Annotated in this window: 11 protein-coding genes; 7 read left to right on the forward strand and 4 right to left on the reverse strand. The window is 69.5% G+C overall.

The genetic code is table 11. The features are described 5' to 3' along the window. The first annotated feature begins 204 nt into the window (after positions 1-204). The 5 genes from ileS (at position 205) to JN22_RS28920 (ending at position 7,272) form a co-directional block, all read left to right on the forward strand. Entirely contained in the window at positions 205-3,048 is a 2,844-nt protein-coding gene (gene ileS / locus JN22_RS28900; protein ID WP_085557154.1) for an isoleucine--tRNA ligase, read from the forward strand. Positions 3,049-3,247: 199 nt separating this feature from the next. Next, positions 3,248-3,751 carry a signal peptidase II gene (gene lspA, locus JN22_RS28905; RefSeq protein ID WP_085557155.1) on the forward strand — a complete coding sequence of 168 codons (504 nt, stop codon included), beginning with the start codon at positions 3,248-3,250 and terminating at the stop codon, positions 3,749-3,751. 80 nt (positions 3,752-3,831) lie between these two features. Beyond that, on the forward strand, positions 3,832-4,428 hold the full coding sequence (locus tag JN22_RS28910) for a DUF3035 domain-containing protein (RefSeq protein WP_085557156.1): 597 nt from the start codon (positions 3,832-3,834) through the stop codon (positions 4,426-4,428). A 103-nt stretch (positions 4,429-4,531) separates the two neighbouring features. Then, positions 4,532-5,914, forward strand: coding sequence for a M16 family metallopeptidase (locus JN22_RS28915; protein WP_085557157.1), 1,383 nt, complete (start codon positions 4,532-4,534; stop codon positions 5,912-5,914). A gap of 2 nt (positions 5,915-5,916) precedes the next feature. Beyond that, positions 5,917-7,272 (forward strand): M16 family metallopeptidase, encoded by a 1,356-nt coding sequence (locus JN22_RS28920; protein WP_085557158.1) that lies wholly within the window; start codon positions 5,917-5,919, stop codon positions 7,270-7,272. Positions 7,273-7,296: 24 nt separating this feature from the next. Here the strand turns inward: JN22_RS28920 and JN22_RS28925 are convergent, their stop codons facing one another. Next, complete coding sequence (locus JN22_RS28925) at positions 7,297-7,482, reverse strand: hypothetical protein (RefSeq protein WP_085557159.1); 186 nt, start codon at positions 7,480-7,482, stop codon at positions 7,297-7,299. A 170-nt stretch (positions 7,483-7,652) separates the two neighbouring features. On the opposite strand from JN22_RS28925, the gene pgi reads away from it, so the two are divergent. After that, positions 7,653-9,305 carry a glucose-6-phosphate isomerase gene (gene pgi / locus JN22_RS28930; protein WP_085557160.1) on the forward strand — a complete coding sequence of 551 codons (1,653 nt, stop codon included), beginning with the start codon at positions 7,653-7,655 and terminating at the stop codon, positions 9,303-9,305. Between the two features lie 168 nt (positions 9,306-9,473). Next, positions 9,474-9,740, forward strand: coding sequence for a hypothetical protein (locus JN22_RS28935; RefSeq protein WP_223677934.1), 267 nt, complete (start codon positions 9,474-9,476; stop codon positions 9,738-9,740). Between the two features lie 130 nt (positions 9,741-9,870). On the opposite strand, the gene JN22_RS28940 is transcribed toward JN22_RS28935, so the two are convergent. The 3 genes from JN22_RS28940 to JN22_RS28950 all read right to left on the reverse strand — a co-directional run. Then, positions 9,871-11,067 carry an acetate/propionate family kinase gene (locus tag JN22_RS28940; protein ID WP_085557161.1) on the reverse strand — a complete coding sequence of 399 codons (1,197 nt, stop codon included), beginning with the start codon at positions 11,065-11,067 and terminating at the stop codon, positions 9,871-9,873. Positions 11,068-11,080: 13 nt separating this feature from the next. After that, positions 11,081-12,469 carry a bifunctional enoyl-CoA hydratase/phosphate acetyltransferase gene (locus JN22_RS28945; RefSeq protein WP_143268691.1) on the reverse strand — a complete coding sequence of 463 codons (1,389 nt, stop codon included), beginning with the start codon at positions 12,467-12,469 and terminating at the stop codon, positions 11,081-11,083. Positions 12,470-13,014: 545 nt separating this feature from the next. After that, a partial coding sequence (locus tag JN22_RS28950) for a sensor histidine kinase (RefSeq protein ID WP_223677935.1) occupies positions 13,015-13,327 on the reverse strand: 313 nt, incomplete at its 5' end.

Consider the following 13,327-nt stretch of genomic DNA (forward strand, 5'->3'; position numbering starts at 1 on the left):
GTTGAGACTGCGTGAGCCCGTCTTGACCGCACCGCACACGCCGCTAATATCCCGCGCCATGGACGTCTCTCTGCGGATCCTTGCGCTTCGCGCGCGAATTACCGGCCCGGCTCTCTGAGGAGGGCCGGGATCGAGACCCTTATCGTGCGTCGGGGGCCGGTTGCGCCGCCCGATGGTGACGCCTTTTCCCCCCAGGGATCCGACATGACCCGCGACTACAAATCGACCGTCTTCCTGCCCCGCACCGACTTCCCCATGCGCGGCGGCCTGCCGACCAAGGAGCCCGAGCTGCTGAAGCGCTGGGCCGAGATGGACCTGTTCGGCAAGCTGCGCGCCGGCGCCAAGGGCCGCAGGAAGTTCGTCCTGCACGACGGCCCGCCCTACGCCAACGGCAACATCCACATCGGTCACGCGGTCAACAAGATCCTCAAGGACGTCATCGTCCGCACCCGGCAGATGCAGGGCTTCGACGCCGACTACGTCCCCGGCTGGGACTGCCACGGCCTGCCCATCGAGTGGAAGATCGAGGAGAAGTACCGCAAGGCCGGCAAGAACAAGGACGAGGTTCCGCTCATCCAGTTCCGCGCCGAATGCCGCCAGTTCGCCGAGGAGTGGGTCGGCATCCAGGCCGACGAGTTCCGCCGCCTGGGCGTCGAGGGCGACTGGAAACAGCCCTACGCCACCATGACCTTCCCGGCGGAAGCCCAGATCGTCCGCGAGATCCACAAGTTCGCGGCCAACGGCGGCCTCTACAAGGGCGCCAAGCCGGTGATGTGGTCGGTGGTCGAGAAGACCGCGCTGGCCGACGCCGAGATCGAGTATCACGACCACACCTCGACCACCATCTTCGCCCGCTTCGCGGTGTGGGGCTCGTCGGCGCCGGAGATCGACGAGGCCAGCATCGTCATCTGGACGACCACCCCCTGGACCCTGCCGGCCAACCGGGCCATCGCCTATGGCGACGAGATCGAGTACGCCACCTACAAGGTCCTGGCCGTCGCCGAGGGCAGCAAGGGCGTGGTCGGCGAGCGGCTCGTGATGGCGACCGCGCTGGCCGAATCGGTCTTCAAGGAGGCCGGGATCACCGAGTGGCGCCAGTTGCACCGCTTCCCCGGTTCGCGGCTGGCCGGCACCTTCTGCCACCACCCGCTGACCCGCAAGGGCTACGACTTCAAGGTGCCGATGCTGCCCGGCGGCTTCGTCACCACCGACGCCGGCACCGGCTTCGTCCACATCGCGCCCAGCCACGGCGAGGACGACTTCCATCTCGGCCAGGCCCACGGCATCGAGGTGCCGCAGACGGTCGGCGAGGACGGGCGCTACTACGCCCATGTCCCGCTCTTCGCCGGCCTGGCGGTCTACACCGACCAGGGCAAGCCCGGCCCGGCCAACAAGGCGGTGATCGCCGAGTTCGAGGAAAGCGGCTCGCTGCTCGCCAGCAACCGCATCAAGCACAGCTACCCGCATTCCTGGCGCTCCAAGGCGCCGCTGATCTTCCGCACCACGCCGCAATGGTTCATCTCGATGGAGACGAACGACCTGCGCAAGACGGCGTTGCAGGCGATCTCCGACACCCGCTGGGTGCCCGAGCAGGGCGAGAACCGCATCCGCTCGATGATCGAGAGCCGGCCCGACTGGTGCATCAGCCGCCAGCGCGCCTGGGGCGTGCCGATCGCGCTGTTCGTCCGCAAGGCCGACGGCGCCATCCTGCGCGACCCGGACGTCTTCGCCCGCATCGCCGACATCTTCGAGCGCGAGGGCGCCGACGCCTGGTTCGCCCGCGACCCGCAGGACTTCCTCGGCAACGGCTACCGCGCCGACGAGTTCGAGCAGGTCAAGGACATCGTCGACGTCTGGTTCGAGTCCGGCTCCTCCCACGCCTTCGTGCTGGAGCAGCGGCTGGAGGAACTGGCCTGGCCGGCCGACCTCTATCTGGAAGGCTCCGACCAGCACCGCGGCTGGTTCCATTCCTCGCTGCTGGAAAGCTGCGGCACGCGCGGCCGCGCGCCCTACAACGCGGTGCTGACCCACGGCTTCGTGCTCGACGAGCAGGGCCGCAAGATGTCCAAGTCGCTGGGCAACGTCGTCGCTCCGCAGGAAATCTGCGACCAGTACGGCGCCGACATCCTGCGGCTGTGGATCATCAACTCCGACTATTCGGAGGATCTGCGGATCGGCAAGGAGATCATCAAGACCCAGGCCGACCTCTACCGCCGCCTGCGCAACACGCTGCGCTACCTGCTGGGCGCGCTCGCCGACTACAGCCCGGCCGAGCGCATCGAGGCGGCGCGGATGCCGGAGCTGGAGCGCTGGGTCCTGCACCGTCTGGCCGAGCTGGACGCCACGGTCCGCGAGAAGATCGAGGCCTACGACTTCCACGCCCTGTTCGTGGCGCTGCACAACTTCTGCGCGGTGGAGCTGTCGGCCTTCTACTTCGACGTCCGCAAGGACAGCCTCTACTGCGACGCTCCCGATTCGGTGCGCCGCCGGTCGGTGCGGACGGTGATGGAGCACCTGTTCTCGGCGCTGACCGCGTGGCTCGCCCCCATCCTCTGCTTCACGGCGGAAGAGGCGTGGCTGGCCCGTCCGGAAGGCCTGACGGAGGGGGATGGCTGGAGCGAGGAGAGCGTGCATCTGCGCGGCTTCCCGGCCATCCCGGCCGAGTGGCGCGACGACGCGCTCGCCGCCAAGTGGGAGGCGGTGCGCAACGTCCGCCGCGTCGTCACCGGCGCCCTGGAGCTGGAGCGGGCCAACAAGAAGATCGGCTCGTCCCTGCAAGCCAACCCGGCGGTGTATGTCGACGCGGCGACCAGGGCGCTGCTGGCCGACGTCGATTTCCAGGACGTCTGCATCACCTCGGCGATCACCGTCGTCGACGGGACGGCGCCCGAGGGGGCCTTCACCCTGCCCGACGTGGCGAACATCGCGGTCGCCCCGGCGCTGGCCGAGGGCGAGAAGTGCGAGCGCTGCTGGAAGGTCCTGCCGGAGGTCTCCACCGTCGCCGCCCACCCGACGCTGTGCGTCCGCTGCTCCGACGCGGTGGAATGATCCGCTTCTCCGCATCCGCGCGTCCATTCCCTCTCCCCCCTGGGGAGAGGGTTAGGGTGAGGGGGTTCCGCTTGCCGGACGCCTCTCGCCGCGCGTCCCCCTCACCCCGACCCTCTCCCCGCCTTTCGGCGCAGCTTCGCTTCGCCTGTCGGCGGCGCAAGCTGCGCTTGCGCCGGGGGGGAGAGGGGGAGACCGTCCGATGAACGCCTTCACCAGCGCCACACCCCGCTCCTACACCCTGTTCGGGCTGATCGTCGCCGTCGCCGTGGTGGCGCTCGACCAGCTCACGAAATGGTGGATCCTCGACGTGGTGATGCAGCCCGTGCCGCATGTCGTCGAGGTCACGTCCTTCTTCAACCTGGTGCTGGTGTGGAACTACGGCGTCAGCTTCGGCACCTTCGCCAGCGGGGCATCCTACATGCCCTATGTGCTGAGCGGGATCGCCGCCGTCATCACCGTCAGCCTCGTGATCTGGCTGCGGCAGGCGGAACGCCTGCTGGTGGCGCTGTCCATCGGCTTCATCATCGGCGGCGCCGTCGGCAACGTGGTGGACCGGCTGCGCTTCGGCGCGGTGGCGGACTTCCTCGATTTCCACGTCGGCTCGTGGCATTTCTGGGCCTTCAACGTCGCCGACAGCGGCATCAGCGTCGGCGTCGTCCTGCTGCTGATCGACAGTCTGGTCGCCGGCCGCGAAAAGTCGTAAGAAATCCCCGACCGAAAGCGCTATAAGGGGGCGGGCTCTCTCCCCGGCCGCGGCCAGTTGACTGACGACGGAATCCGAACGTGACCAGCATCCCTTCCGCCTTCTCCCCTTCCCGGACCCTGCGCCCCCTGCTCGGGCTGGCGCTCGCGGCGCTGGCGCTCGCCGGCTGCTCGGACGTCCGCCGGTCCATCGGGCTCGACCGGCAGAGCCCGGACGAGTTCTCCGTCGTCTCCCGCGCGCCGCTGACGCTGCCGCCCAGCATGCAGGCCAACCTGCCCAAGCCGCGCCCCGGCGCGGCGCGCCCGCAGGACTCCACCCCGACCCAGGTCGCCGCCGGCGCCGTCTTCGGCGGCTCATCGCGCGGCCGTGGAACCCCGGCCACGGGCGGTTCGGCCGGCGAGAGCGCGCTGGTCGCCCAGGCCAGCGCGCGGGACGGCATCGACCCGAACATCCGCAACAAGGTCGACCAGGAGACCACCCAGCTCATCGTCGCCGACAAGAGCTGGATCGACAGCCTGCTGTTCTGGCAGAGCCAGGAGCAGCCCTTCTCCATCGTCGATCCGAAGCAGGAGCAGCAGCGCCTGCGCGAGGCCCAGGCCCAGGGCCGCTCGGTGGACGGCACCACCACCCCGACCATCGAGCGCAAGCGCAAGGCGCCGCTGGAAGGCTTGTTCTAAGCCGGCCGCCACACCAGTTTCCGGGGGCGCCTTCCACATGGAAGGCGCCCCTTTCGATTCGGGCCCGTCCCTCTGCGGCCCGTCCTTCATTCGGGGAGCCTCCATGCCCGCCGCCCTGTCCGCCCGCCGCGTCCTCGCGTCGGGTCTGCTCGCCCTGACGGTCACGCTGCTGCCGCCGGCCTTCGCCCCCCCGGCCCAGGCCGCCGAAAAGGGGGTGTTCTTCCCGGAAAGCTTCACGCTGGCCAACGGCATGCAGGTGGTGGTCATCCCCAACCGCCGCGTGCCGGTCGTGACCCACATGGTCTGGTACAAGGTGGGGGCCGCCGACGAGGATCGCGGCGTCTCCGGCATCGCCCATTTCCTCGAACATCTGATGTTCAAGGGCACCGACGAGGTTCCGGCCGGCGCCTTCAGCCGCATCGTCGCCAAGAATGGCGGGCGCGACAACGCCTTCACCTCCTACGACTACACAGCCTACCACCAGAACGTCGCGCGCGACCGGCTGGAGCTGGTGATGCGGATGGAGGCCGACCGCATGTCCAACCTCAAGCTGACCGACGCGGTGGTCTACCCCGAGCGCGACGTCATCATCGAGGAGCGCCGCCAGCGGATCGAGAACGAGCCGGCCGACCGCATCGGCGAGCAGATCAACGCCACCCTGTTCGTCCACCACCCCTACGGCACCCCGGTGATCGGCTGGCCGCAGGAGATGGCGAACCTGACCCGCGAGGAGGCCGAGCGCTTCTACAAGACCTGGTACGCCCCCAACAACGCGATCCTCGTGGTGTCGGGCGACGTCTCGGCCGAGGAACTGAAGCCGCTGGCCGAGAAGTATTACGGCGCCATCCCCGCCCGCCCGGTGCCGGAACGCCACCGCGTCACCGAGCCGCCGATCTCCGCCGAGCGCCGCGTCACGCTGCGCGACGCCGAGGTGCGGCAGCCGTCGGTGCGGCGGATCTGGATCGCCCCCTCCTACCGGCTCGACCCCGAGCAGCAGGCCTACCCGCTCCAGGTGCTGAGCGAGATCATGAGCGGCGGCCCGACCTCGCGCCTCTACCGCAGCCTCGTGGTGGAGCAGAAGATCGCGACCTCGGCCTGGCTCGGCTACAACCCGGACGCCTGGGACATGGGCACGCTGAGCGCCGGCGCCACCCCGGCCGCCGGGGTCGAGATGGACAAGCTGGAAGCCGCGCTGTGGGCGGAGCTGCGCAAGGCCGCCGAGGGCGGCGTGACGGAGGAGGAGGTCGCCACCGCCCGCAAGCGGATGTTGGCCGAGGCGGCCTATGCCCGCGACAGCCTGACCGGCCCGGCGCAGACGCTGGGCGCGGCGCTCGCCACCGGCCAGAGCCTGGACGACGTGGAGAGCTGGCCGGTGCGCATCGACGCCGTGACCGCCGCCCAGGTGAACGCCGCCGCGAAGGCGGTGCTGGGCAAGACCAACCACGTCACCGGCCTGCTGCTGCCGCTCCAGGGAAAGGACAGCTGAGGATGAACGCGCTTCACCGGACTTCGCTCGTCGCCGCCACGGCCCTGGTCCTCACCGTGCTCTCCGTAGCCCCCTCCGCCTGGGCCATCGACATCAAGCGCGTCGTCAGTCCCGGCGGGATCGAGGCGTGGCTGGTCGAGGACCACAAGGTTCCGGTCATCGCCCTGGAGTGGGCCTTCGAAGGCGCCGGCGGCACCGACCCGCAGGGCAAGGAGGGGCTCGCCAACCTCGCCTCCCACACGCTCGACGAGGGCGCCGGCCCCTACGATTCGCAGGCCTTCCAGACCCGCTTGCAGGACAGCGCCGTCTCGCTCAGCTACAGCGCCGGGCGCGACGCCTTCAGCGGCTCGCTGCGCACCCTCAGCGACCGCCGCGACGAGGCCTTCGACCTGGCCCGCCTGTCGCTGGCCGAACCGCGCTTCGAAACCGAGGCGATCGAGCGCATGCGGGCGGCCGTGCTCTCCAGCCTGAAGCGCGACCTCGCCGACCCCAACTATGTCGGCCGCCGGCTGTTCTACAGCACCGCCTTCCCCGACCATCCCTATGGCGGCGAGATCCGCGGCACGCTCGACAGCCTGCCGCGCATCACCGCCGACGACCTGCGCGGGTTCGTGAAGAGCCAGTTCGGCCGCGACCGGCTGGTCGTGGCGGCGGCCGGCGACATCGCCCCGGACGATCTGGCCAAGGCGCTCGACCGCATCTTCGGCGGGCTGCCGGCCAAGACGACGGTCGCCACCATCCCCGACGTCACGCCGAAGGGGTTGGGCGAGACCATCCTGGCGCCGCGCCCGACCGCGCAGACCGTCATGCTGATGGGCCAGCCGGGCGTGAAGCGCGACGATCCCGACTGGTACGCCGCCAGCGTGATGAACTATGTGCTGGGCGGCGGCGGCTTCGGCTCGCGGCTGATGGAGGAGGTGCGCGAGAAGCGCGGCCTCAGCTATGGCGTCTACAGCTACCTGATCCCGATGGACCACACGGCGCTGGTCATGGCCGGCGGTTCCACCGTCAACGCCAAGGCCGGGCAGGCGCTCGACATCATCCGCCAGGAATGGGCGCGCATGGCCAAGGACGGGCTGACCGACGAGGAGCTGGCCGACGCCAAGACCTACCTCACCGGCTCCTTTCCGCTGCAACTCGGCTCGACCCAGTCGATCGCCCGCATCCTGTTGCAGGTCCAGCGCGACCGGCTGGGCATCGGGTATCTCGACCAGCGCGACCGCTACATCAACGCGGTGACGCAGGACGACATCCGCCGCGTCGCCAAGCGGCTGCTCGACCCCGCCACGCTGCTGACCGTGCTGGTCGGCCGCCCCGAGGGCGTCACCCCGACGAAGACGCTGGAAGGCGGAAGCTGATCCCGCCCTCCGCGCTCCGTTCCCTCACGCCAAATCCGGCTGGCTGCCGGGAAAGCGCGGGTCGCCCGGCTCGACCGGGCTGCCCGGAACCTTGCCGGGGATGATGCCGATCTGGTCGGGACGGTCGTCGCGCTCGCGCTGCTCCTCGCGCTCCTCCGGCGTGGGAACCGGCGGGACGTCGCCGACCGTATCGCTGGGCTTGTCCGACATGACGTGTCTCCTTTGCATGGTCAGACCAGCAACAGCCCGCCCCTGGACAAGTTGCCTAGCCCATCGGTGGGCCGGGTCTCGCGCGTTTTGGCGCGTGGCCGCCCATGGCGGTCGGTGCTAGGCTTCGCGCGCCGCGTCAAAGGACCATCGCGCAAGGAGTCCAAAGCATCATGACCGCGCTCACCCGTTCGCCCGCCTGGGCGGCGCTCGCCCAGCACCGCCGCGAGTTCGGCGACACCCACATGCGCGACCTGTTCGCCGCCGATCCCGGCCGCTTCGACGCCTTCAGCCTGGAAGCCGCCGGGCTGTTCCTCGACTATTCGAAGAACCGCGCCACCAAGGACACGCTCGGCCTGCTGCTGGACCTCGCCCGGCAGCAGGACGTCGAGGGCTGGCGCGACCGCATGTTCGCCGGCGAGCCGATCAACCTCACCGAGAAGCGCGCCGTCCTGCACACCGCGCTGCGCAACCGCTCCGACCGGCCGGTCCGGGTCGACGGGCGCGACGTGATGCCGGACGTCCGCGCCGTGCTGGAGCGCATGAACGCCTTCGCCACGGCGGTGCGCGACGGGGCGTGGACCGGCTACACCGGCCAGCCGATCACCGACGTGGTGAACATCGGCATCGGTGGCTCCGACCTCGGCCCGGTGATGGTGACGGAGGCGCTGAAACCCTTCGCCCACCCGCATGTGGCGCTGCATTTCGTCTCCAACGTCGACGGCACCCATCTGGCCGAGACGCTGAAGTGGCTCGACCCCGACACCACCCTGTTCGTCATCGCCTCCAAGACCTTCACGACGCAGGAGACGCTGACCAACGCCCATTCCGCCCGCCGCTGGTTCCTGGAGAGCGCGGGTGACGAGGCGCACGTCGCCAAGCATTTCGTCGCCGTCTCGACCAACGAGGCGGAGGTGGTCAAGTTCGGCATCGACCCGGCCAACATGTTCGGCTTCTGGGACTGGGTCGGCGGCCGCTACTCGCTGTGGTCGGCCATCGGCCTGCCCATCGCCATCGCCATCGGGCCGGAGCGCTTCGCCGAGCTGCTGGACGGCGCCCACGCGATGGACGAGCATTTCCGCACCGCGCCGCTGGAACGCAACATGCCGGCGCTGCTCGGGCTGCTCGGCGTCTGGTACCGGAATTTCTGGGACGCCTCGTCCTACGCGGTGCTGCCCTACGACCAGTATCTGCACCGCTTCGCCGCCTACCTCCAGCAGCTCGACATGGAGAGCAACGGCAAGTCGGTGACGCGCGGCGGCGAGCCGGTCGACCACGACACCGGCCCGGTGCTGTTCGGCGAGCCCGGCACCAACGGCCAGCACGCCTTCTACCAGCTCATCCACCAGGGGACCTCGCTGATCCCCTGCGACTTCATCGCGGCGGCGGCCAGCCACAACCCGATCGGGGCGGAGGCCGGGGCGCATCACCGCATCCTGCTGTCCAACGTCTTCGCCCAGGCCGAGGCGCTGATGCGCGGCAAGACCGCCGACGAGGTGCGCGCCGAGATGGCGAAGGCCGGCAAGGCACCGGAGGAGGTCGAGGCGCTGGTCCCCCACCGCGTCTTCCCCGGCAACCGGCCGTCCAACACCATCCTGGTCAAGAGCCTGACCCCGGCGGCGCTGGGCGCGCTGATCGCGCTCTACGAGCACAAGGTGTTCGTCCAGGGCATCGTCTGGGACATCAACAGCTTCGACCAGTGGGGCGTCGAGCTGGGCAAGCAGCTCGCCGGCGCCATCCTGCCGGAGCTGACCGCCGGCCCGAGGGAGGGCGCGCACGACAGCTCGACCACCGGCCTGATGGCGTGGTGGCGGGCCAACCGGTAGCGGGCGGGTTCGGCAACCTGTGCCCCCACCCCGGCCCTCCCCGCTCGCGCGGGGGGTTGGGGTGGGGGGAGCCCAACGACACCCGGCTTGATGGCGCAAGGAACAATTTCGATTCGCGGCGGTTGAAACGGAAAAGCCCGATGAACCCCACTTTTCCGGAGACCCGTCATGCCCATGCGATTATCCACGCGCTTCCGCATCGCGAGCCTGATTTTCGGGATGATCAACGCCGTCCTGTTCGGAGCCGGCGCCCTTCTGGTGCTGTCCACGGATCTGATGGAACAGGCCATGACCCTGCTGCCGCTGGTGGTCGTGTGCAGCTTCGTCTTCGCCGCCCCCATCGCCTGGCTTCTGGCTCCGCGCCTGCGCCTGCGTTTCTGGCGGGCGCGTGAGGAACAGACCGAGGTTCGGCGAATGTCCCGACGGGCTTGGTGAGTGGTGTCTCGTCATGGCCGGGCTTGTCCCGGCCATGACGAGCGCGCTTGGGATGTGCGCGTGGATGCCCGGCTCAAGGCCGGGCATGACGGAAAAGTGAAGAGACGCGCTTGTCTTCCGCGCCTTCCCCTTACCGCGCCAGCGCGTTGCGGGTGTGCAGCGCGATCATCCGTTCCTCGTCGGTCGGGATGACGTAGACCGGGATACGGCTGTCGGCGGTCGAGATCTTCACCGCGTTGGCCGTGTTCGCCGCCTCGTCGATCGTGACGCCGAGCCACGCCAGCTTGTCGCCGACCCGCGCCCGCACCGGGGACGAGCGTTCGCCGATGCCGGCCGTGAAGACCAGCGCGTCGATGCCGCCCATCGAGGAGGCCAGACCGCCGGTCTCCTTGGCGATGCGGAAGCAGAACAGCTCCACCGCCTCCTCGGCGTGGGGATCGGCGCTCTCCAGCAGGGCGCGCATGTCGTTCGACACGCCCGACACGCCGAGCAGCCCCGACCTGTTGTAGAGCAGCTTCTCGATCGCCCCGGCGTCGAGCCCCTTCTGGCGCATCAGATAGATCAGCACGCCGGGATCGATGGCGCCGCAGCGGGTGCCCATCGGCAGCCCGTCGAGCGCGGTGAAGCCCATCGTGCTGTCGACGCTGCGCCCGGCGTGGATCGCGCACATGCTGGCGCCGCTGCCGAGATGGGCGACGACGACGCGGCCATCGGCCAGCTCCGGCGCGATCTCCGGCAGGCGGCGGGCGATGTACTCGTAGCTCAGCCCGTGAAAGCCGTAACGGCGCACGCCCTCATCCGTCAGCTCGCGCGGGATGGCGAACATGCCGGCCTGCCAGGGCTGGCCGCGGTGGAAGGCGGTGTCGAAGCAGGCGACCTGCGGCAGTTCCGGATGCGCCTCGGCCAGCGCCCGCATGGCGGCGAGGTTGTGCGGCTGGTGCAGCGGGGCCAGCGGGACCAGCCCCTCCAGCTCCTCCAGCACGGCCGGGGTCACCAGCACCGGGGCGGCGTGGCGGACGCCGCCATGCACCACCCGGTGGCCGGCGGCGACGAGGGTCGCTCCCTCCAGCCGCTCCTCGATCCAGTCGAGCAGGTGGCGCAGCAGCGCCGTGCGGTCGGACGCCTCGCCGGCCTGCCAGGCCTTGGAGGCGAGCGGCCGGCGCTCGGCGTCCTTGGCCTCGAAGACCGGCGCGGTGCCGATGCCGGAGATCTGGCCGTTCACGGCGACCACCGGATCGCCCTGCCCGCTGTCGCGGAACAGCGTGAACTTCAAGCTCGACGAGCCGGCGTTGATGACGAGGATGGCCTTGCTGGCGATGGCGCTCATGACCGCCCTCCCCTCACTCGGCGGCCGGGGCGGCGCCGCGGCGGCGCGCGGCGGCCGACAGCACCGCGACGGCGCAGGAGGCCAGACGGGTGCGCACGTTGTCGGCGCGGCTGGTCAGGATGATCGGCACGCGGGCGCCGAGCACGATGCCGGCGGCGTCGGCGTGGGCCAGGAAGGAGAGCTGCTTGGCCAGCATGTTGCCGGCCTCCAGGTCGGGAACCAGCAGGATGTCGGCCTTGCCCGACACGTCCGACGTGATGCCCTTGGTGATCGCCGCCTCGCGGCTGATGGCGTTGTCGAAGGCCAGCGGGCCGTCGAGGATGCCGCCGGTGATCTGGCCGCGGTCGGCCATCTTGCACAGCGCCGCCGCCTCCAGCGTCGAGGCGATCTTCGGGTTCACCGTCTCGACCGCCGACAGGATGGCGACGCGCGGCACGTCGACGCCCAGCACCTTGGCCAGATCGATGGCGTTCTGGACGATGTGGACCTTGTCCTCCAGCGTCGGGTAGATGTTGATCGCCGCGTCGGTGATCAGCAGCGGCCGCGGGTAGGTCGGCACGTTCATCACGAAGACGTGGCTGAGCCGGCGGCCGGTGCGCAGGCCGGTCTCCTTGCGGACGACCTCGCCCATCAGCTCGTCGGTGTGCAGCGAGCCCTTCATCACCGCCTCGACCTCGCCGGTGCGGGCCAGACGGACGCCGGTCTCGGCCGAGGCGTGGCTGTGCGCCGCGTCGACGATGCGGAAGCGGGCGATGTTCAGGCCGTAGGTCTCGGCGAGCGAGCGGATCTTGGATTCCGGCCCGACCAGCACCGGGTCGATCAGGTTGGCCTCGGCGGCCTCGACGGCGCCGCGCAGCGAGCTTTCGTCGCAGGGATGCACGACGGCGGTCGGCACCGGCGGCAGCGACTCGCACTTCTTCAGCATCAGCTCGTGGCCGTCATGCCGGATGACCTGCACCTGCGGCAGCTCGGCGGCGGCCAGCACCACCTTCTCGGTCGGGGCGACGACCTCGGCGGTGCCGGAGATGATGGTCTTGCCGTCCTGGTTGGTGACGGCGCAGTCGAACAGCACCGTCTTGCGCGCCTCGTCCTTCGACGCGGCGGTGACGGTCACGGTCACGACGTCTCCCAGCAGGACGCGGTGGTGGAAGCGCAGATCCTGGCCGACATAGACCGTCCCCGGCCCCGGCAGCAGCGTGCCCAGCACCGCCGAGACCAGCGAGGCGGACCACATGCTGTGGCCGACCACCAGATGGTCGGCGGCGTAGTTCTCGTCCAGGTGGGAGGGGTTCAGATCGCCGGACACCGTGGCGAACAGCTCGATGTCGGACATGGTCAGGCGCCGCGACAGGCTGGCCTGCTGACCGATGCGGATTTCGTCGAACGTGATGTTTTCGATCATGGTGCTGCCGTTGTTGCCGTTCTGCGCGGTGCCGCTGCGGCCGTACAGGTCGGACGCGAAGGCGGCGGTGGCGGTGTCCATCTCAAGCTCCTCACAAGGATCGCGGCGCCGGAGCCCTGGTTTCCCGGTCCGGTTTTGGGCCGTGTCCTCCCGATTCCGGTTCCTTCGCTCACAGGAAGGCCGGAACCTTTCTTGGTTATTCCTTCGCACCCGAAGCAAAAGCGATCCAAAGACGCTCAAGCATTGCGGCGGGTGCGACGGCAAAGCTCTTCGGGCGCCAGAAATACCGCAGTGCACGCCGCACCCCAATGACCTATGTCAAAGACTGCACTAAGCTCTTGTTACAGTGAGGTTACTGGGTTCTTTTCGAAACAGTGAGCGTGTGCAGCATAGCGGAAACTTGCACGTCCGGAATCAAGAAATCTCCGGTGGCGGCGGCATTGCCACGATTTTTGCGGCGCGTCACGGACAATCGGCGGGCGCCCCGGACTCCGGCTTCAGACCATCGACTCCGCCTGGAGTCAGGCCATCGACTCCGCCTGGAGTCAGACAAATGACTCCGCCTGGAGGACGAGCGGCACGCTGACGGCGAACACCGTGCCGCGCCCGACGCGGGACCGCACCGTCACCGGATGGTCGAGAATCTGCGCGGTGCGGCGGACGATGGACAGCCCCAGCCCCAGCCCGCCGGCGCTGTCGCGCTGGTCGGTGCCGCAGCGGTAGAAATCCTCGAAGATGGCGGTCATCTGGTCGTCGGGAATTCCGGGGCCGGTGTCCCACACCTCGACCAGCAGCCGGTCGGCGCGCCGCCGGCAGCCATCAGGATGCGCCCCTGCTCGGTGTAGCGGAGCGCGTTGA

The sequence above is a fragment of the Azospirillum agricola genome, assembly GCF_020005195.1.
Classification (GTDB): domain Bacteria; phylum Pseudomonadota; class Alphaproteobacteria; order Azospirillales; family Azospirillaceae; genus Azospirillum; species Azospirillum agricola.